The organism is Olivibacter jilunii, from assembly GCF_900607235.1.
Classification (GTDB): Bacteria; Bacteroidota; Bacteroidia; order Sphingobacteriales; family Sphingobacteriaceae; genus Olivibacter; species Olivibacter oleidegradans.
In genome coordinates, this window is the sequence record NZ_LR027848.1 from 62,881 (window position 1) to 85,139 (window position 22,259).

17 protein-coding genes are annotated in these 22,259 nt (G+C 39.3%); 2 read left to right on the forward strand and 15 right to left on the reverse strand.

Annotation, left to right across the window (positions count from 1 at the left end; translation table 11 throughout):
- Positions 1 to 12 precede the first annotated feature (12 nt).
- The 15 genes from wecB to E0E36_RS00340 form a co-directional block, all read right to left on the reverse strand.
- Complete coding sequence (gene wecB / locus E0E36_RS00270; protein WP_130854359.1) at positions 13 to 1,131, reverse strand: non-hydrolyzing UDP-N-acetylglucosamine 2-epimerase; 1,119 nt, start codon at positions 1,129 to 1,131, stop codon at positions 13 to 15.
- 7 nt (positions 1,132 to 1,138) lie between these two features.
- On the reverse strand, positions 1,139 to 2,464 hold the full coding sequence (locus E0E36_RS00275) for a nucleotide sugar dehydrogenase (RefSeq protein WP_130854360.1): 1,326 nt from the start codon (positions 2,462 to 2,464) through the stop codon (positions 1,139 to 1,141).
- A gap of 20 nt (positions 2,465 to 2,484) precedes the next feature.
- Entirely contained in the window at positions 2,485 to 4,857 is a 2,373-nt protein-coding gene (locus E0E36_RS00280) for a GumC family protein (RefSeq protein ID WP_130854361.1), read from the reverse strand.
- Between the two features lie 8 nt (positions 4,858 to 4,865).
- Positions 4,866 to 5,636 (reverse strand): polysaccharide biosynthesis/export family protein, encoded by a 771-nt coding sequence (locus E0E36_RS00285; RefSeq protein WP_130854362.1) that lies wholly within the window; start codon positions 5,634 to 5,636, stop codon positions 4,866 to 4,868.
- A 178-nt stretch (positions 5,637 to 5,814) separates the two neighbouring features.
- Positions 5,815 to 7,494, reverse strand: a complete 1,680-nt coding sequence (locus E0E36_RS00290) for a capsule assembly Wzi family protein (RefSeq protein WP_130854363.1) — start codon at positions 7,492 to 7,494, stop codon at positions 5,815 to 5,817.
- Positions 7,495 to 7,536: 42 nt separating this feature from the next.
- On the reverse strand, positions 7,537 to 9,234 hold the full coding sequence (locus E0E36_RS00295) for a capsule assembly Wzi family protein (RefSeq protein WP_130854364.1): 1,698 nt from the start codon (positions 9,232 to 9,234) through the stop codon (positions 7,537 to 7,539).
- A gap of 109 nt (positions 9,235 to 9,343) precedes the next feature.
- Complete coding sequence (locus E0E36_RS00300) at positions 9,344 to 10,252, reverse strand: glycosyltransferase family 2 protein (RefSeq protein WP_130854365.1); 909 nt, start codon at positions 10,250 to 10,252, stop codon at positions 9,344 to 9,346.
- Between the two features lie 5 nt (positions 10,253 to 10,257).
- Positions 10,258 to 11,328, reverse strand: a complete 1,071-nt coding sequence (locus E0E36_RS00305) for a GumC domain-containing protein (protein WP_130854366.1) — start codon at positions 11,326 to 11,328, stop codon at positions 10,258 to 10,260.
- Positions 11,329 to 11,406: 78 nt separating this feature from the next.
- A complete protein-coding gene (locus E0E36_RS00310) occupies positions 11,407 to 12,222 on the reverse strand; it encodes a glycosyltransferase family 2 protein (RefSeq protein WP_130854367.1) in 816 nt (271 codons plus the stop codon).
- Between the two features lie 20 nt (positions 12,223 to 12,242).
- Positions 12,243 to 12,833 carry a DapH/DapD/GlmU-related protein gene (locus E0E36_RS00315; protein ID WP_130854368.1) on the reverse strand — a complete coding sequence of 197 codons (591 nt, stop codon included), beginning with the start codon at positions 12,831 to 12,833 and terminating at the stop codon, positions 12,243 to 12,245.
- Position 12,834: 1 nt separating this feature from the next.
- Positions 12,835 to 13,680, reverse strand: a complete 846-nt coding sequence (locus tag E0E36_RS00320) for a glycosyltransferase family 2 protein (RefSeq protein ID WP_242627100.1) — start codon at positions 13,678 to 13,680, stop codon at positions 12,835 to 12,837.
- Complete coding sequence (locus E0E36_RS00325) at positions 13,674 to 14,855, reverse strand: glycosyltransferase family protein (RefSeq protein WP_130854369.1); 1,182 nt, start codon at positions 14,853 to 14,855, stop codon at positions 13,674 to 13,676. Before E0E36_RS00325 ends, E0E36_RS00320 begins: the two co-directional genes overlap by 7 nt.
- Positions 14,848 to 15,957 (reverse strand): EpsG family protein, encoded by a 1,110-nt coding sequence (locus E0E36_RS00330; protein ID WP_130854370.1) that lies wholly within the window; start codon positions 15,955 to 15,957, stop codon positions 14,848 to 14,850. Before E0E36_RS00330 ends, E0E36_RS00325 begins: the two co-directional genes overlap by 8 nt.
- Positions 15,954 to 17,156, reverse strand: coding sequence for a glycosyltransferase (locus E0E36_RS00335; RefSeq protein ID WP_130854371.1), 1,203 nt, complete (start codon positions 17,154 to 17,156; stop codon positions 15,954 to 15,956). The genes E0E36_RS00330 and E0E36_RS00335 overlap by 4 nt, the downstream gene beginning before the upstream one ends.
- A gap of 22 nt (positions 17,157 to 17,178) precedes the next feature.
- Positions 17,179 to 18,639 (reverse strand): flippase, encoded by a 1,461-nt coding sequence (locus tag E0E36_RS00340; RefSeq protein WP_130854372.1) that lies wholly within the window; start codon positions 18,637 to 18,639, stop codon positions 17,179 to 17,181.
- A 233-nt stretch (positions 18,640 to 18,872) separates the two neighbouring features.
- Between E0E36_RS00340 and E0E36_RS00345 the strand changes: the two genes are divergently transcribed.
- Positions 18,873 to 20,513 (forward strand): gliding motility protein RemB, encoded by a 1,641-nt coding sequence (locus E0E36_RS00345; protein WP_130854373.1) that lies wholly within the window; start codon positions 18,873 to 18,875, stop codon positions 20,511 to 20,513.
- Between the two features lie 379 nt (positions 20,514 to 20,892).
- Positions 20,893 to 22,170: a glycosyltransferase family 4 protein gene (locus E0E36_RS00350; RefSeq protein WP_130854374.1), complete on the forward strand. Its 1,278-nt coding sequence runs from the start codon at positions 20,893 to 20,895 to the stop codon at positions 22,168 to 22,170.
- Positions 22,171 to 22,259: the final 89 nt, after the last annotated feature.

A 22,259-nucleotide genomic window follows, 5' to 3' on the forward strand; every position in this document is an offset into this window, starting at 1 on the left:
TATATGTCTTCTTTATAACTGATCAATAAAATCAACAATTCTTTTGCAAGCAAAACCGTCTCCGTACGGATTGTGTAATGCGCTCATAATTTTATATTTGCTATCTGAAAGCAACAGACTTGCACATTCATTAACGATTTTTCTTAAATCTGTCCCTACCAATATGACCGTTCCTGCTTCGACAGCCTCTGGTCTTTCGGTTGTATCACGCATAACCAATACCGGTTTTCCCAAACTTGGCGCTTCTTCTTGGACACCACCCGAATCCGTAATGATCAAATACGATTGATTCATCAACCACACAAATGCTGGGTACGCAAGAGGTTCAATAAGTGTTATGTTACTAATATTTGATAAAATATTATATACCGGTTTCTTCACATTTGGATTCAAGTGGACGGGGTAAATAATTTGTACATCCTTATGTTTCTTCGCTATCTCTTTCAGTGCCTCACATATATTGATAAATCCTTGTCCGTGGTTCTCCCTTCTATGTCCTGTTACTAAAATAATCTTTTTATTCTTGTCAATAACATTCTTTAGCGCTACTATTTCTTCATTTTCCAAATCAGCTACACGTTCAGAACTTTCAATTAACGCATCTATAACCGTATTACCAGTGATTAAAATATTATTTTCAGCAATATTTTCCTTTAAAAGATTTCTTTTAGAGGCCTCAGTGGGAGCGAAATGGTAGTCAGCAATTCTCCCGGTCACTTGTCTGTTGATCTCTTCGGGAAAAGGAGATATTTTATTGTGCGTTCTTAAGCCCGCTTCAACATGACAAACTTTTGCACCTGAATAAAAAGCTGCAATACTTGCTGCCATTGTAGTTGTAGTATCACCATGTACATATACATAATCGGGATTAAATTCATCTAGAACATTTTTAAGCCCGGTGATGATATCTGCCGTAAGCGAATGAAGGTTTTGATTCGGTCTCATTAGATTTAAGTCGAAATCTGGAATGATTTCAAAAAACTCGAGCACTTGATCTAACATTTCTCGATGTTGGGCTGTAACGCACACTTTTGTATGGAATCTATCCTCATACTTCTTAAATTCTCTTACCAAAGGAGCCATTTTTATGGCTTCTGGTCTAGTACCAAAGACTATTAGATTTCTTTTCATTTTATTGTTACAATCTGCAATCGACTATTGCTCTATCCAAAAAGGCTTTAGAATCGAAGACAATGGCATTTTTCTCTTTTAACTTAATAATATTTAATCTTCGGAATTCGTCATGAGCTACCGTCAGTAATATCGCCCCATACTTTTTGTTAGGAATAAGCTTAGAGAATATATCGATATTATACTCGTCCTTCACCTTAGCTGCGTCAGCCCATGGATCAAACACATCTACTTTAATTCCATATTGAACAAGTTCAGTGTAAATGTCTACCACTTTAGTATTTCGGATATCTGGGCAATTTTCTTTAAATGTTATACCTAAAATTAAGGCATTAGCATCTTTTATCGTTTGCCCCTTAGCTATCATTAATTTAATAACTTTGCTTACAATGAATTCTGACATACTATCATTAACGCGTCTTCCAGATAGTATTACCTCCGGATAGTAGCCTAGTTGTGTTGCCTTATGGGCTAGGTAATACGGGTCTACTGAAATACAATGTCCTCCAACAAGCCCCGGTTTATATTTTAGAAAATTAAATTTCGTAGCTGCTGCTTCTAGAACTTCATTAGTATCTATACCCATACGGTCAAATATTAACGCCAATTCATTCACAAATGATATATTTACATCTCGTTGCGCATTCTCTATAGCTTTAGCAGCTTCTGCAACTTTAATAGTTGGTGCTCTGTAAGTACCCGCTTTGATAACGCTTTTGTAAAGACTGTCAATTTGGTATGCCGCGTCGGCACACGAACCAGAAGTTACTTTTATGATTCTTGTTACTGTGTTGATCTTGTCACCCGGATTAATCCGTTCAGGCGAATAGCCTACATAAAAATCTGTATTAAGACAAAGACCCGAAATTCTTTCTAAAACAGGAATACAAACTTCTTCGGTACAGCCTGGGTATACGGTAGATTCATAAATCACAATATCCCCTTTTTTCAAAATTTCGCCTAACATTTCGGAAGCATGTATTAACGGTCTCAGATCGGGAACTTTAAACCGGTCGATGGGTGTTGGCACAGTAACAATAAATACATTATATTTTATCAAATCTCTTTTGTCACTAGACAGACTTAAACCGATATGCTCACCGTTTTTTCCCGGTGCTTGCTTCCTTTTTAATACCGAAAACAGGCTTCGAATATTCGCCTGCCTTGTGTAGTCTATACCTTCTCTTAACTCATTAACACGAGATTTATTAATATCAAATCCTAAAACATCATATTTTCTGCCAAACTCAATAGCTAATGGTAATCCTACGTAGCCCAAACCAATTATGGCAATTTGATAATTAGAAATTGAATCGAGATGTTGTTGATCCATTATCTGGAAATCTTGTCTTTTTATCCTCGCTTTAAATATCTTTTTATTCTCGCTAAAATATTGTCTTTTTCATCCAGCTCTGCTCCATATCCATAACCATAACCGTAGCCATAGCCGTACCCATATGCATTCTCCTCTTTAGCATCATTCAATACCACATTTAAGTGTGGGATTTTGTTGTTTTCAAGAACGTCTTTAACAATATTCAGCTGTTGCTTCCAAGTGTAGTTATAACGAACCATATATACCCCCATATCGGCTTGCTTCGCTAATGTAAACGCATCTGCTACCTGCCCAACAGGAGAAGTATCCACTATTATATAATCGAACTTGCTTTTCAAATCATGAAATAGACTATCTATCCGCGAGCTTAACAATAATTCGGCTGGGTTAGGGGGAATTGGCCCTGCGGAAATTACAAAAAGGTTTTCAATCAGCTTGGTATCAGTAATCAAGTCTTCAGGTCTAAGCGATTGATCTACCAAATAATTTGTGATACCCTTGCTTGGAATCGGGATTTTTAAATCTTTGATTAATTTGGGTTTCCTTATGTCAAATTCTAATAAAACCACTCTTTTCCCGGTAAGGGCAATGCTAGCACCTAGGTTAATGCTAAAAAATGTTTTACCTTCTCTTGTCATACTCGAAGTGACTAAAATCACCTTGTTTTCCTTTCCTAGCGTGGCAAATTGCAAATTGGATCTTATCAGCCGGAACAACTCTGCAAGCGGGGTACGTGCAGACTTCTGCACGACAAGGGTATGTTCTTCATCTTCACTGTGAATAAGCTCGCCCAGTATCGGAACTTTAACGGCATTTTCTACGTCGCTCATTAATGTAACGCGATCGTTTAATAAGTCTCTAACATATAATAATGCTACGGGTAATGTGAGTCCTAGAAATACGCTCAATAGCAGAACCAAAATTTTCTTTGGTTTAACAGGATTATCGTCAGCCATGGCTTTATCGATTATTCTCGTATTTGAAACCGTCGAAGCTAGCGCAATTGCGGATTCTTCCCGCTTTTGAAGCAAATATGAGTATAGGGCCTCTTTAATCCCCTGTTGCCGTTGGATCTCAAGTAAGTTGCGTTCTATGGAAGGAACGTTTTGAATACGTGAGCGAAATTGGTTTGATTTATTCTCTAAATTACTCAACGAAATAATTAAGCCACTTTTAATATTCTTCAAGTTCTCTAAAATGTTAGACCTTAAATTGACTAATTGGGACTCAATACCCACGACAAGTGGATTTTCTCGCTCCGTAGTTCTCAGCAACCGCTGCTTTTCTAACTGCAAATCATTAAACTTAGCAATGAGCGCATTGAGGGTAGGGTCTTGTATTCCAAGTGTACTTGGGACGACTTCATCCTTTGTTTCCTGTTTACCAAGGTAGCTTTCAATAGCTTCTAAAATACTTACTTGAGTCTGCGATTCTGCTAATTTCCGGCTGTATTCGCCCGATTCTTGTAAATACAATTCTGACTCCGCACTTACGTTCGTTATCTCGTTTTCTTTTTTATACTTTTCAACGCTTTTCTCGACATCGGTCAATTCTGTTAGCAAATAGCTCAATCTTTCGTCAATAAATTGAACGGTTTTAGCGGCTAATTGATTTTTATCCTCTACAGCTTCCAGATTATACGCTTCGACTAATTTGTTGAGAATATCAACTCCTTTTTCTACTACGGGCGAAACCAATGACAAAATAATGACGCTTGCGTCCTTATTAACCGGTGTAATACTAATATCCTTATTGTACTCATTTGCAAGTTTATAAGGGTCATTGAAAAAAATGCGAATCCGATCCTCAAATTTCACTTCCTTGGTCTTTAAAACTGTCAATGTCGCAAAAGGCAATTTTATCTGTTTTCCGAAATCCGATCTAATCGTTTCAAAGTCAGCCCCACTTATTTCATACTGATTGTTGCCCGTTATCTTCAATAGAACCCCGTCATCAAGATCAAAAGCAGCAGTATCAATATTTTTAACAACTATTCGTAAGGGTAAATTTTCACCATACAGTTCGGAGTTTTTTAATGTGCCTTCTGCAAAATACGACACATCCAAATTTAAATCTTTCAACACCTTATATAACAAGGTTTTACCACTTAAAACTTCTATTTCATTGTTTATATTTTGATTCGAAGCAAAGAAATTTAAGTCAGAAAACACTCCATTACCAGTATTTAGATCAGGAGATCCACTCTCATCTTTTATTAGGATTTTTGTCGTAATGTAATATTCCGGAGTCGAATATCTTAAGTAAAGAAAGCCAATTATAAAGCAAAATAGAATTGAAAAAGCAAACCACTTCCAGTTCCTCACGTACTTAAGCAAAAGTGCTTTCAAATCAAATCCTTGTTCTTGTATGGTATTTTGAGGTGTATTCATTCTTAATATTATAGACGAGATATTGCTACAATGGCCAAAGATGCCAAACTGCTAATAAGAGTTATGGTCCTGATGTCAGTACGAGATTGTTTCTCTTTCATTTTGTCCGGTTCTACATAAACAATATCGTTCTGCTTTAAAAAAAAGTACTTAGAATCCATTGTCTCTTTTTTATTTAAGTCTAATCTTACCATTGTCCTTTTCCCCTCTTCCTCTCTAATCAATAGTACATTCTCTCTTTTTCCATACATAGTCATGTCGCCCGCTAAACCTAAGGCTTCTATTAAGTTGATTTGATCACCAGTAACTGTAAATGTAGACGGTTTATTTACTTCCCCTACTACTGTGACTCTAAAGTTTAAGAATCTTAAATTTATTATTGGATCTTTTACATACGGTTTAAGTGTACTTACTAGGAAATCCGTTGCTTCCTCCTTCGTTTTTCCAGCAATAGCGATCTTTCCAACAACTGGAAAATTTATTTGCCCCTTTGAATCGACCAAATATCCTTGGCTTGTTGCTAAATTGCCTGAAGATTCTCTATTCGCCTCAATGGACTGCAACGTCCCAGTATTGAATAATATATTAGATTCGGGATTTAATGTGCTTACGCTAATAGAAAGTATATCTCCAGATTTAATTTTTATATTACTAGCTTCTATAATTCTACTTTCATATGCAATGCTATCGCGAAGATCGCTAAAATAAACCAAATTTCGCTTTTGCCCGCACGCTCCTAGCAAAAGTGCCATTATTAACAAAAAACCTACTTTTTTCATGTCGTCCTGATTGTGGAATCCCTGTCTCCTTTGTTTGCTTCTCTTTAATGCTCAGTCATTGAAGTCGCAAATATGCGAATTAATTTTTAAACTTATATCTATGTGCTTATATAACGTTATATGGAAAAAAATTCGAACCATGATAGGTTTTCCAAAAGGTTTCAGTTTGTTCTGCGCATCAAAACCTATACATCATTCCAAGTTGGAAGTGAAGATTACCACTGTCTTTTTTCCGAAAATTCCACAGATTCGTCGCCTCTCCGATTTGATATTGGTAGTTATATGATTTAGTAGCGGTTAATCTTCCACTGAAAATAAATCGCTTATAATCATATTCTCCGTACGTCCCAATATTAAAGTCTACCCAGTTACGCCGTCTATCGGCAATCAAATCATAAAACAAGGCATTGTTATGAACCACTCTCTCCAGCTGAACTCCTAATTGTTTCATTCCTCTTAACAATGAAACATTCAATATCTGAGCATTATTGCCAAAACCTATGCCGCTTCCTAGTATCTGCCCTAAATTAGTATACCCATCTCTGACGGACGTGTGCATGTACCAGTTGGCACTCGGCCTTAATTCCTCATTTTTGCTAGGTTCTTGCTGCGTCATTTCAAAGCCTATTTGTATTAGATCGTCAAATCTATTATTTATTTTTACTAGTTTTCGAAGCCCGAATATATAGGCTCTGCTGTGCATTGGGTTTACAATAAGATCCCTCATATTCCAAGGATTATCATTTCTTCCATATTCAGCATAAATTTCGAAGTGAGATTCCGGAATTGTCCATTTAGCAAAAAAAGTGGCGATCTGATCTTGACCTTCAACTCCTTGTTGTTCACCTTCTTGATTTGGATCTTGGAAATTCTCCTTAAAACCAGATTGGGAAAAAGGCAAGTATGCACCTATTCCACTGGACATATCATCTCGATATATTGTAAATACCCTTATGAGGCCCAAGCTTAACCCCGGCACCCACTTAGGTTGATAAGATAAAACTAATCCCGACAGGTATCTCCAATCATCTGGCTTTGGCCAATAATATTTATCATAATGATCTGGATTCCCTAAAGGTGTTGGTGTAAATCCTGAAGCCTCCAATTTACCACCTACTAACTGTCCTTCAAAGGATCCTATGGGAGTACGGATGGGGCGTGTTGTATTAATGGTAGCATGTAAAAAACCGGGGGCATTATTACTCATTAATAAACTATTCTTCATGCCGGGTCCCCACCATAAATTTTCTGTAGATATACCAATCGAAACAGGGTGAAAATTGAGTCGAATACTACTTTGTCCAGGAAAAAAACGGGTGTATGAGCCCATTCCAAAGCGCTCCGGAGCATCTATATAATTCATAAAACGATACCATTTTGCCCAAGCATTTTCGTCCAATCCTTGATATCCTTCAAAATCACTATTCTGTGCAAAAACAAATTCGGGCCTAAACTGGATACTCAAAAATTTATATTGCGCATACACCCCGGCGGAGGCCATGGTTTGATAACCTGCTGCGGGAATCATCCCCGCATCATTCCAGCCGTAAGGAAAATTGCTGTTAATCTGATTTTGCCACACTAGGGGCATTAGCTGCACCATCCCCTTTCCATTCCGTGATCGATAAATGCTATTGCTGTGCTCCTGTGACCCCTCAGGATCATAGATATTCGATTGCTTTAAGGCCTCATTGCTTAAAGGCCTTACGTTGAAAGAAATGGTAGAGTCGAGCTTGCCTAATAATTGCAGGCGACGGTAATAATCTTCTAATACCGGTGTTCCAACGGGAAGTACCTGCGCTTTTAAACTCAAAGTCGCTATTAAAAAAAAGACTAAAAGTATATTTTGTTTCTTCATGTGCATTCTTTACTGCTTCAAAAAAATATTGCTGATCATTAGCTAAAACCGGTACATCGTGCCCAGCTGCCCCTGAAAATTGAACTTATCTTGAGGAATAAAATCCCAAAAAGTTCCACCGGGTTTTAACTTGATGTCATAATTGAAGTTCAATCCGTTCATGAATTTCATCCGCGCGATAAAAAGAAAATTTTTATAATCCCATTCGCCATTTATGGTAGCTGATAGATTCACCCAATTACGTCGATAATCTCCACTGTAGGAAAGTAAGCCATAAAATAGATCTGTTTGCTGCTCCTGTCGCTCTAACAATAGCCCTAACTGCTTCAACCCCTTTAACCAACTAATCGTTAAGGACTGTACATTGCTGCCGGGGCCAATACCTGCACCTAAAATTTGACCTAAATGGGTATAACCATGGCGCACCATGGAATTACTATACCAAGTCTCGTATTCGCGCACTTTATAAGTTCTGGTTTTATCTAACTGCGTAAATTCAAAACCAACTTGAAGGTGCTCTGTTCCTCCTTTCATAGGCACTAATTTTCGGAAACCAAGTACATAGGCTCGTGAATGATCCATCTCTACCATCTTATCGCGGCCATTCCAAGCGGGTTCATTGCGTCCGTATTCGGCATAAAACTCGGCTTTACCTTTCGGTAAGGCCCAACGAAGGAAAAAGGAAGAATAGCGGTCGCGGTTACGTCTTTCTTCTCGGCTCGTTGGCCCATTCGCTGCGCTGTTTTTTGAGGATGGCCCCAAAAAAGGCAGATAATCATTGAGACCACTTCCCATGGAGTCGCGGTATACAACAAAGCTTTGCGACACACCTAAGGATAGTCCCGGCACCCACTTAGGCTGATAGGAGAAAATAGCACCACCTATATATCGCCAACTGTCAGGTTTTGGCTCGTATAGATAGTCAAAATCCGTCGGCTGATCGGCTTGCCTTGGCGCAAAACCGGAAGCGTTAAGGCCACCGGCAATCACCTGTCCTTCGAAAGAACCGATATTGCTCCGTATGGGTTTACTACTATTAACGGTAATATGTGGAAAACCGGGAGCTGTATTACTCATCAAGAGCGAATTATGAATCCCGGGGCCCCACCATAGATTTTCTGTACTGAAACCAACCGATACGGGATCAAAAGTAGCCCTTATGCTACTTTGTCCAGGGAGAAAACGGAAATAGCTACCGTCACCAAAACGGGTAGGCATATCGATATTATTGTAGAAATCATACCAAACGCGCATCGCATTTTCGCTACCGCCCGTAAAAATAGGGTAAGATTTATTTTGCGCATATACTATCTCTGGCCTGAATTGAATGCTTAAAAACTTATACTGTGCATAAAATCCGGCACTAAAAAGAGTTTGATAGCCCACATTGGGAATCATGGGGCCGTCGTTATAACCTGTTGGAAATCCACTGGTATATTGGTTTTGCCAGATAATTGGTAGGATCTGAACCATACCTTGTCCTTCTTTTTGCCAAACAATGCTATGAGAACTCCCATTTAAGCTATCAGGCCAATAAATATCTCGTACACCTAAAGCACCAGCGCTAAGAGGGCGTATGTTGAACGAGATGGTTGAATCTACTTGCCCCAGCAATTGCAAACGGCGATAATAATCGTCTAATGCGGGAGTGCCCAATGGAAGTCCTTGTGCTTGTGCTTGTTGATAAAAACTACTTAAAAAAAGAAGCGAGAAGGTTATGTTGTATAGAAATGTTCTCATTTAGTGCATTTTTGTTATGCTTGTGAAGCTGCTCTCTCTTGCAGCAAAAATTATGCTAATTCTTTTTTATCTTTCTAACGAAGGAAATAAGCAGATCCGCTACAGCCTGTTAACTAAAGTGCTGGCCTTTTACTTCAGTTAGTGGCAGCAAAAATCCATCCCAAATTGCTTTCCACAACATTTTCCGTTGTTTATTTTGATAATGTTTAAATAAGCGCAAAAAGTCAATACCGGCTTTCATTATTGCTTTTAGTTTACGTACTCCCTCCATGTGTTTACGGATGAAAAAAATACGATTTCTGTTTATATAGTAGACAAAAAAAGGTGAACGCTGTCCACCCGTCAGCGAGCTCTCTTTATGTAAAATCACTAAACTAGGCATATAATAGATTTTATAACCTAATTGTGTCGCTCTAAATATTAGATCGGTATCTTCGTAATAAGCAAAATAACGTTCGTCCATTGGCCCCACTTTTTCCAAGACTTCTCTTGCCAATAACATAAAAGTTGTAGGCCCATAGTTTACATAATGAGCTTGATCATATTGCCCTCGGTCTTCTTCGCCGGCACCGATATGCACCGTTACGGCCGTAGCAGTATTTAAATGGGCCCCTGCCATGCAGATTTTCCGGCTGTCATAAAAGAGCATTTTGGGGATTATAATCGACTCTTGATCAGCCCTTGCTTTTTGAACCAAATGCTGCAGTAAGTTAGGTGATACAAGCTCAATATCATTGTTTAATAGGAGTATATGGCTATAATGCTTTTGTAAAGCAAGTTCGATACCCTGGTTATTACCTTTGGCAGCCCCGTAATTGGCGGGATTTTTTATATGGGTATAAGCAGGAACGGGATAAGCAGCTAGTAATGTTTGCAATAATTGGTCACTTGTAGCACTGGGAGAATTGTCGATCAAATAGAGATGATATTGCTTAAAACTTTGCAGCGAAAGCGTCTTAAAAAAACCTGTTAATACGGCATCACTCTTATACAAGACAGTTACAAGCGCAATCTCCATAGCTTTTAATGGATTGATTTTAGCAAAACGCGCGCAATAAGCGCACTAGCCGTTAAAAATACCAAAAGAAAAGCGCCAATAAGGGCTCCTTTTATAGGCCCCATGACATCGCTCTCAAGGGGTAAAATAGGCCGATCAATAATCTGTAATATGGGCATCTCTTTTCGCAAACTAATTTTGGCGAGCTCCTGGTTTTTAACTAGCTCTTCTAAAATCGCTGAATTCGCTTGCACATCTACCCGCCGTCGTTGGGAGGAAACACCTAATTGCTGTAAAGCTCTGTTTGGATTAGGGTTGGCATCTGTAGCAGCTGCTACCCCTCCAATAGCCGCATATAGTTCTTTTCGCACAGAATCTACTTGATGCGTGAGAATATTAAGGTTATCCTGTTCTTTTTTTGTTTTAGTTTCTACATAAAAGTTCATGACCCGATGAATGAGCTGTTCAGTAAATGTTTTCGCAAAAAGCTCATCTGTGCTTTTGGTGCTCACTTGAATAATATTCAATTTTTTATCGGGCTTTACCACCGTTAAGCTTTTCTTAACGATATGCCTGTACAATACTTGGATTAAGCTATCTTGAAGTGGATTTCCTGACGGCAAAGCCGTAGCAGCAAAAGAGAAATCTTTTAGCTGGGATTCTTCGTCCCAGTCAGCACGAAAGCCACTTGCCATAGCGTATCGATTGGCCAAAACTACTTGTTCTCCTTCTAAGTCGACTTTGCTTAATAGCGTCTGCGTGATCATTCGTTGAGAACGAATAAATTCTAAAATATTATCGCCTTGAAATAGACTGCTACTTTCCCCAACGCCTCCTAAATCAATCCCAAATTGCGATGCGATGCCAGCGTAAGCGCTGAGGCCTCCTCCTCCTCCTCCTTGCTCGGCCAGGACGAAACTGAGGGATGCTTTATATTGGTTTTTTTTAAAAAGAGCATAGCAAATGCCGATGACGCTTCCGATTATTAAAGCACCAACTAATAGAAGCCATTTATTCTTTACATAGGCAGCTACCTCTTTACCTTTATGTACCAGCTCATGCAAGGTTAGCTGATTATCTTGGTTTGTTTGGTTCATTCGCTATTTTCTATGATGATATATTATACTATTAGTAATCATCGACTAGTCAATTATTCCCTGCGAAGATAACGCTTTTTACTTTTTTCCTGTTAATTTCTTCAAGGTGTCTTGATTGATCTGCTTCCGTTCTCGATCAAATAGCCAGCCCCATTTGTTGAAATATTGAATAGCCGACTTCATATGCATGCGAAGAACCTTGCTATTATGATACGATTCTTTTTGATAGCCGTGGCTGATGGATACATGGGGATAAAAGACGGTACGAGCAATATGCCCAATACGCCGTACCAGATCTACATCTTCCAGGTAGAGAAAAAAACGAGTATCAAAACCACCTAAGGTTTGCAACACGTTATTACGAACAAACATAAAGCAGCCGGATAGACATGGTATATCGGCGATTTGATCGTATTGAAAAAATGATAATTCGTATTGTTCGTTCAACTGCCTTGCCCAGCGTCGGTTTGGTGCGAAACGACGACCAAATAAGTTAAAGGGTGTAGGCAATAACTTACACAGTCGCTGCAATTGTCCATTCTTGTATAGAACTTTTGGCATCACGAGGCCTATATCCGGATGTTGATCCATAAATGCCGTCAAGTGTTCTATCACACCTTCATGAAAAGCGATATCCGGATTTACAATTATATGATAGTCCGACGTCACACAACGTTGTATGGCCAAATTATGTGCTGCGCCGAAACCGATGTTTTCGGCGTTGGAGATATACTCGATCCGTTCGTTATTAGCTAAGCTTCGAAAATTATCCTCCGTTGAATTATCCACTAAATATACCTTATTGATCAAGGGGGAGGAAAGGCAGCTCCGCACAGCTTCTTGAACCTCTAAAGGATCATTATGATAGAGAACGATGGATGCCGTAATTGTCATGTTGTATTATCAGATGCACTTTAGGCCAGCTCCCACCGACCGGATTCTAAATTGAATTTTTTATATAATCGAGCGGGGTTGCCCATCAGCAGCGAATAGGAAGGAAAGGATTTTGTGACCACCGAGCCTGCTCCAACAACGCAACCCTCGCCTAAAGTTACCCCCGGCAAAATAACCACATTTTCACCTAGCCAACAACGATTACCTATATGCACAGGTCTGGACCGTAAGGGCCGGTCGATCGGCGCAGCCATCATTTCGTGGCTATCGCATTGATTATCGAACGAGCCGTGATTATGATCAGTAATAAATACTTTACTGGCAATGAGTACCTCGTCACCAATTGAAACCTGCTCCACGGCACCGATATGAACATAATCATTTAATTGAACCCGTTTACCAAACTGAATACAGGTATCTATTTTTTGAATAGGTAAAGCCTCTAACCTGCACCCAACGCCTGTGGTAAGACCTTCACCTAGATGGATGTGACGAGCGTTACGAATCTCAAATGGAAACCGTATGATACGAGCTTTCGGATAAAATAGCTTTGTACGAATCAAATGTATTAGCAGCTTGATGCTGCCTCCAAAACCATATTTTTTCAGCATATTATCTTCTTAACTTGACAATGGCCAATCGACGAATATACTTGATTAAGGAATAAAATACCAAAAATACATATTCTAAAAAGCCGACAACACCGAGCTGATAACCTAATCGCATATTCTTAAGCTCGCCCTTTTCCATTTCCTTTAAATTGGAGGATAAACCGGAAAAACCAAAATTGGGTTTCCCGTCTCCGGTAATCACTAAACTTTCGTTTAATAAAACACAATGATGCTCGTTACACACACGAATCCAAAAATTCCCTTCTTCTGCATAGCGCTGTTGTTCGTCAAAGTAACCGGTTTTGTCCAGTACCTCACGCTTAAAAATCACGGTAGGGGTAACGAAAAAGGTTTTGTATAATAGTAAATGTGCTGAAATAGGCGTTAGATGTTGAAACTTTTTAAACAACCATCTTTTCCAATACTCGCCATTCCGATTGGTACCTAAAAAGTCGATCGCCGGGTTGGCACGCAGAATACCTATTTGTCTTTCTAATTTAGTCGGCAACCATTCATCATCGGCATCTAATAACGCGATGAAGAGGCCCTTTGCTTGACGCATACCTACGTTTCGTGCACAAGAAACACCACGGTTCGGTTGGTTGATCAACTTAAAGGTAATATAATCTGTATTTTGTGCTGCGATAAAACGCTGAACTTCATCTATTGATCGGTCACGGCTTCCATCGTTCACGATGATTACCTCCAGCGGTCGGTACTGCTGATTGACAACGGACGTTAGCGTTTTTTGAATACTCTGCTCTGCCTGATACATCGGAATAACCACGCTAACCAATGGCATTGTTGCTGTCGCATTTAGATGCGTTTCTCCCTGATTTGTTAACATAGAACTCGTTTTAGTTGTATTCTTAGCTCTTCTGCCACATTTGCCACGCCGAAATGTTCCTGTAGCATTTTAAATGCTACTTCCCTGTCTGTTTGGGATGGTGTTTTTAAATGTATAATGGAGCGAATGTATTGTTCCATCTCTTCTAAGGTATCAAATAACACTCCGGGAGGTTGCGCAACAATGGCAAAGATTTCGGAAAAGGATGGATTGCGTAATCCTAAAATGGTTTTATGAGCGGCAATAGCGTCCATAAGTGCACCGCTACCGGTTAATTCGTAACTATCCGTCCCATAACAAAACAGGGCATAATCAGCAGAGGCTAACGCCTCTTGGTATTCGGCAAGTGGCAACATTTCGCCTTTCTTGGGATAAACAACGTAAGAATTAACATAGGGAGCCATTTCGGGCAAAAGGTGCCCGACTACTTGAAAAATAAGCTTACGCTGCGCTATTTCTTCTTTAAACTGTTTAGCCAGCTCAAAAAAGTGTTGAGACCCTTTGGATAAACGCGCGACACCCAAGTGAACAAAGGTGACTACATTTGCTGATTTTTGCCTAGCTACCGGCTGCGGAAAAAGATAAGGATGCGGTATATAAAGTAAATGTGCAGGAGGTATCAACTGCTTTTCTTGAAGATAGCTTCGCGCCCGCCTCTCCAATACGATATAATATAAACCGCTCCGCTTCCTGCTAAAAGCATTTCGAAGCAGCCATGCGTATAAACGGTCAACAGCTTTATTTTGCGCTGAACTTTTTAGCAATTCCAATCCATGTAGTTGTACAATAATATTGCATTTTTTAAAGAAAAAGACACGGTAGCAACTCAGTAACCACTGAGCTGGTGGCGATAAAAAAGCAAAATAAACCAAATCTACAGCATCGCTGTGTGCCTGTATTAAAAGTTTTGTTAAAATCCAACACTCTGCCGCATGCTTGTAAAACCATCGAATTTTATTAGCTGTCTGCAGAGCCGGCACGTTTAAGGGTTTATGGGTAATTTGAGCACTCAATGGGCTCTGTTCTTTTAACGCTAGCAAATGATCCGGAGAGCACCATAGTGTAACAGCAGCCTCTGGATAGACGCATTGAAGCACCTGAAGCATGGCCGCATTGAAAGGCGCATGTTGATTACCCCGCATAAAAGGCTCGATATAGAACAATTGCTTACTCACGAATAATATCTGTTGGTGCAAAAATCGTTTCAAAAGGTACGTACAAATCATAGTACACAGAAATCAAGTTATAGAGTCGGAAAGCTCCAAACAACAATAACACTAAAAAAGTAACCAAACGTAAACCTTTATCTTTTAAATAAAAGACCAAATAGGCTAATACAAAAATTTCGAATAATAAAAAGCCGGTCGATAAGCGTGCCATAACGGGTAAGCTTACCATAAACAGAAAGTAAATTATATTACCAAATACAAGCAGGTTAAGATATCCGGTGTATTTTGCCCGATCTATTTGCGCAACATGCGGTTGAAAAGCGATAAATAGGGGTAAAAAAATGGCCCGTTTGGCGACACCAATGGCAAAGGCTACATAGAGATTGCCAGACATATCAAGTGTCTCTTCGTTGTAAAACAATAATTTCTCACCTACTCGGGAATCGACCCCGGCCAAGTGCATGGCTAGACGCGCCAGTAGACCGCCAATATCTACAAAACCTAAAATAAGCGATACTGATAACGAAATATAAATTAATTGCGGCGAAAAACGCATTGGATAAATCCAATAGGCAAAAATAAAAAATACCGCGGTGACATGTATGAGGGAAGCGATGGTAATGATGAAGACAAACGGGATGAAACGCCGCTTGATAATGGAAGGAATAGACCAAAGCGTAATGGAAATGGCTAGATATTGCCTTACAGCGAAGATATCGGCCATATAATAACAGAAATACAAAAAAAGACTCAGCAGCATGATGTTTTCATGCTTATAAATGAACCGCGCCTTTAAACCAATTGTTAAGATCGCAATGAGTGTTAGCAGTATGGAGTAATTATCCGTAAATACTTTTACTATATAGTTTAAATAGGTAAAGCCTCTCTCCATCATATTGGTTTCGGGCTTTTCAACATAGCTTTCTACTTTACTGAAATAATCGGTATATGAATACCAGTCGGTACCGACATTCCAACGTATCGAACTGATAAAAATAAGAACCAACACGAAAAACCAGAACAGGATATGCTTGATTTTCTCTGCATTTTTAATAAGATCTAAAAGTGCAAAGGTACCGAGAACCATATATAGGATAATGTAAATCAAAGCCTGGTGGTGTTGATGGTTTGTTTAACAGGAACAAAATCCGCTAAAACACGGGCAGCTGTCACCTTATTGTTTCTCATTTGATCGTTAAGTGCGCTCCGTGCCGCCGCAAGTGCACTGATATGGTTCGCGATTTCCTGTGGATAGGCAATGATTCTTCGTTTAAATTCGGCCATATCGTTTACAACAAAATAGTCGGCCACACCCTTGTACCCCTGTGCACTTGATTGATGTACAAGTAGAGGTATCCCCTTTTGAATGGCCTCCATCACTTTAATCTTAACGCCACCTCCTAACGAAACCGGTACTACCATCAGATCGCATTGCTTAATATAAACGTCTATATCTTCAACAGCTCCCGTTATATGAATATTGGCCGATTGCAGCTGTTGGATCTCTATTACGGGATTTTTCCCGACGATATAAAAATGATAGCTTGGGTCTTGCTCGATTAACGGGTGGAATACGTCTTTTACAAAGTGCAAAACACCTTGGATATTGGGGTACCAATCCATCATACCGATAAAAAGGAGATGGCTACACTGTTGTTTATAGTGATCTTTTACAGGCTTCAGCGGTAGCGCGGGGGATAATAGATAACTCTGCTGATCATTATTTCGAATCTTATTAAATAATTGCTGATCATATTCGGAAATTGCAATAAGCCCATCGGCTTCCCGTACTACACGGTGCTCTACTGCCCGATAGCGGAAATTGGCCAAACGATATAGCTTTCTTTTGAGCGGATGGGCGATACGGAATTGTATATACTCGAGATGATTCTCATATTCATAATTATGTTGATTGAGCACAATGTTAATTGTTGGACGGAGCCGGCGGATAGCCGGAAGAAGATAAGCCGAGTAAAGTTCTAATATAACGATCGCATAATCATTTTGCTGCAATTTTTTAATAACAGCGCGACGCAATGCCGGAGATTCACGAAAAATATTGTGCCCTCGTTGTAAGAGTCTAATCCGTTCGCGGGTAGGATGAATAGGCTCTACCTGCACCTCCTCGATACTGCACGGCAGCTTACTAAGCAACTCTTGGCCGTAAGCGGTGCGAGGCCCCTGAAGGGTAAGGACATCCGTGGGTACTTGCGAAGCAAAGGTTAATACATTGTTCATCGCATACATAGATGCACCATCGCCCGTAATATCGATACGTAGAGCTATATATAATAGTTTTGCTGCCATTGCGTGCCCAAAAATACAATTATTAACGTTTTAATGAATTCTTTGCTTTACCTAGTTTTGCCTGAAGCATTTCCAAGAGTGCTGATAAGTGAGGATTATGAAAGGCAAAGCATTGAATACCTGCATAAATCAATATGGTGGCAGATATAATTAGGACCAATTGCAACGGGACTGAGGAGATATTAACCACAATTAACCGACAAACTACAACAACAGGTAGCGATGCTAATAATGCTTGCCAGAGCAATTTCCATGCGGGCCGAAAATTTACTTTCCTCAAGGCATAAAAAATCAGTAAGGCTAAAACGGAAAACTCGGTAATGACAGACGAAAGGGCTGCACCTACCTGGCCTAAAAAAGGAATGAGGCTAAAGTTGATGAGCAAACTGATAAGCATTCCTGTGATAGCGGCTTTGAAAAACAGCCGTTCATTATTAGTTGGATTTAGGATCTGCATGCCGAAGACGTTACTTAAGCTGATAAACAGGATAGAAGGGGCCAAGATTTGCAGCGACCTAACCGCTTCTGTGAATTGCGAACCAGCATACAACTCGATGACCATAGGAGCCACTATGTATAAACCAATGCTGGCCGGTACACTCAACAATATGGTGTATCCAAATGATTTTTCCAGTAATAAGTTCGCGCTTTGTTCATTTGCTTCGTGGAATGCCTTGGAAAGCGGGGGAATCAAGACGGTGGAAAATGCAACGAAAATCATAACGACCAATTTAATAAGACGAGCAGATGTTGCATAATAACCAACCTGCGCAGGTGTTGACAAAAAACCCAGCAAAGCGGTATCCAACACGGTATAAACACTGGTCACCAAACCTAGTGAAAAAATATATAACAAAGCCTTTCCGTGCTTTTTAAAGATATTTCGACTTCGACGAAGGTGAATAAAGCGTTTTGCATAAGTAATATTAAAAAGCACATTAATCAATACAGATATACAGGATATCCCATAGTACCATACTTCATCACCCGGTTTATTTACCAATAAAAAGATAGCCAATATGGAGAAGGCACGTACCACCAAGGTTCTTTTCGTAATATAAGGAAACTCCTCCAAGCCTTGAAATAGCCACTCAATCGCCAAGCTCTGAAAAAACAATGCACCTGCGCCGAGGTAAAATAAGGGGCGATACACTTCAAAATGTGACGAGGTGAAAAAGATGCCCACATACAGCGAAACAGCAAGTGCGGTGGTTGATAGATGGATAATCAGTAGTTCGCTAAAGACTTTTGATCGCTTTTCCGGGTTGCCTTTACTTTTAGCAATTTCTCTTACACCGTATATGGGAATGCCTAAAGCTGCTGCTAAAATAAAATATTGTGTAACACTGTCTACAAAACTTACGTTTCCAATACCGACAGGTCCTAAGACCCTCGAAATATAGGGAAAAGTGATCAGGGGAAATAAAATCTGACTGATAGATAAAAGAATATTATAAAATGCATTCTTTTTAATGGTGCCCATGGTAAGGACAAACTTAGATAAATTGCTTTTATATACAACAAAATAGTTTAGCAATTGCTAGACAGCAGACAACTATATAACGTATGCCTTGAAGGGTAAGGGGTAAAGTAAATAAATGGAAATATAGCCTTTTGTTGAATAAGCTTTGACAAAAGGGCTTTAGATAAATGTCTTAAAAAAACTACCTTTGCCATCTCGGCATGCATCTTGCTAGGAGCACTTATTATTCTAATATGAGAAAATACGTATTTGTTTTTTTAATCGCCTTCATTTCCCTGCACATCTTTTCGTCTTTTGTACATGCGCAGGCTCAATACATACCGTTTTCTCATCAACTCTATCAAAAACTTGATCGGACACTTTATAGTAAAGATACCCGGTTGCATACGAGTATCAGGCCACTTGTGCTGGATTCAGTCTTACAGCCAGCCTATGACTCGATCATGGCTTTAGGCGTTCGCGATCGACATACCTGGCTTGGACGGAAGCTGTTTAATGAGCACTTGATTGATATAAAAAAAGCGGATTATACCTTTTATGCCGACTTTCTTCCAGATTTTCAGATTGCTCGGTCATTTAATGAAAAACGAAATCCATGGACTAACACACGTGGATTTCAAGCAGGTGTCACCATCGGTAATAATTTTTCATTCTATACTAGTTTTTATGAGAATCAGGCTTTGTTTCCTGATTATGTAACCGATTATATAGAAAGAAATAAAGTGATTCCCGGGCAGTTTGGCAAGCTTTATGACCAAAGAACCGGCCGTAGCCAAGATTGGGCCTATGTAACAGCCAATGTATCTTATACACCGATCAAGTATTTAAATATTACCTTAGGGTATGATAAAAATTTTATTGGGGATGGCTATCGCTCCATGCTACTGTCAGACGTTTCCTCTCCGTATACGTTTTTGAAATTAACCGGCACGTTAGGAAATGTTAAGTATATGAGTATGTGGACTTATATGCTTGACCCCTTTGCCTCAAGAGATAGCAGTACGGTGACTGATATCTACAACCGAGAGAATATGGGTGACCTCGGGAAATGGGGTGCTTTCCAATACCTAAGCTGGAATGTAAATAACCGACTTTCGATTGGCTTATTTCAATCCATTTTATGGGCACCAAAGAATGCCGGAGGCAGGCGTGGTTTCGATGTCAACTACCTGAATCCGATCATCTTCTTGCGCCCTATAGAAACAGCAAATACCAATTCGCCGGATAAAGTACATATCGGCGCTACCGCGAAATATAAAGTGCTAGACAATATGTCGGTTTACGGGCAACTATTGCTGGGTGAGCTCTATACCAAAGAGCTATTCAGTGGCAGCGGTTACATCAATAACAAAAATGCTCTCCAATTGGGCTTCCGAGGCTTTGACGCATTTGGCATTAAGAACTTGAACTTTTTGGGCGAGTACAATAGTGCAAGACCTTACACCTATCAGCACTTTACGCCGATAACAGCTTATACGAATTACAACCAGCCATTAGCCCATATATTAGGCGCTAATTTCAGGGAGTTTGTGGGACGCCTTCATTACTCCTTTCAGAAATTTGATTTTTCTTTTCATGGAAATTTTGCCAGATATGGTTTGGATCCGAGTAATAGTATAAACTACGGGGGAAATATTTTTAAATCATATGAAAATTACGTTCAGTTGTATGGTAACCGCATCGGCCAAGGGCTGACAACAGATCTTACTTATTTAGATCTTCGGGCAGCCTATTTAATTAATCCTAAATATAATTTACGCTTCGAAGTTGGTGGCGTCTTTAGACAGGAAAAAAATGACAGCTGGACGAACAAAACGGCTGTTTTGAATATTGGCTTAAGAGCTTCATTTAGGAACTGGTATCAGGATTTTTAGCGCGATCTGCTAATTGGCCAAACCGAATGATCTTTTTTTTTGTTGAAATTGCAGGAAAAATAAATTAATCAGTTTAATTTGGCAGCATTGTTGTAGCAAAATATCCTAAAAGGCCGTTATTAGAAAACCTTTTATTTACAAATATTTTTGACAGATGATTTTAATACCAAGGCGAATTTGGGTATAGAGCAAATAAGAGAATCGACGTAGATAGGTTGTGAGTTGGGATAGCTTTGCCTAGCGGGTTGACCGTTCGCAAAAGCATATTGCATATTAAGTAATTTATTTAACAAAAAAATCCATTGATTGATCACCGTCTTTGGTGAAATATATAAATTCACTTACCTTTGGTATTGAATGTTTAACTAAAACGATTCGTATGCTAACATCATTACTTCCTTTTATACTTGCATTCCTAACTGCCTTAGTTGCGATTCCTGCGATTATTAAGATCGCTTATTCGAAAAGGCTGGTGGATGACCCCTCGCTTGAGTCTAGGAAGATACATAAACATTCAGTACCTAATTTGGGTGGCGTAGCGGTATTTAGTGCTTTTGCTTTGGTTAGTTGTCTTTTTATTAATGACAACATGTTGCCAAAAGCGAACTTCATTTTTGCCTCAGGCATCATCATCTTTACCATTGGCCTTAAGGACGATCTAATTGCATTGGATCCCTATAAAAAATTTATTGCCCAGTTTATTACCGCCTTTATCGTAGTTTATTTTGCCGATATCCGTTTTACTAATTTCTATGGCGTAATGGGGATTCATGAGATTGGTCCTATTTTGAGTTATACCTTTACAAGTTTCGTTGTGGTATTTATTATTAACGCCTTCAACTTGATTGATGGAATCAACGGCTTGTTGGGATCGATCTCTGTTTTTGTTAGTTTAGTTTATGGAGCACTGTTCTATTTTGTAGACGAAAAGGGTTTAAGTATTCTTAGCTTTAGTATGGCAGGTGCGGTTTTGGGTTTCTTAAAATACAATATGAGAAAACGTGCCCAAATATTTATGGGCGATGCCGGAGCTTATTCCATTGGCTTCATTATAGCGATCTTAAGCATTCGGTTTGTAGAAATCTATAAATTTGATGCTATAACAAATCCTTATCCCTGGGTGCACGCCGCCCCTGCGGTGGCCATAGCTTTATTGATTATGCCTATTTTTGATACCTTCCGTGTCTTTACCCTTCGGATATTACGAGGAAAATCTCCTTTTATGGCCGATCGAAACCATTTACATCATCGATTATTAGATTTGGGTTTAACACATTTACAGGCTTCCGGCATTATTGTGACCACGAATGTACTCATTGTTTCTTTAGCACTCTCTATTCAAAATCAAATGCAAACTGCTGAATTAATGATGTTAATCGTATTGGCCACCATATTTTTCAACATGATGCTATGGATTTACGAGGTGAGAAACGTAAACAGAATCCATGTTATTCAAAGAGCACGATCCATTGCGTCTAAAGCAAATAAAAATTTGGCATCTAACTTAGAAAAGGTAAACAATACGGCTATAGATTCAAGTTTAGCGGAAGTACGCATGCTTGCAGCAAAGGAATACTTAAATGGCCACCGTGAATCGGAAGCCGCAAAACGTTTTACTCAGGAAGTGTTGGATAATCTGGAAAGAAGTAAAAATTAGCTCTTCAAAGCGCCATTATATCTCGTATCCGAATAAACTTCTCAAAATTTTGCGACTATATATATTCACTAGGATGATGTGATTGATTT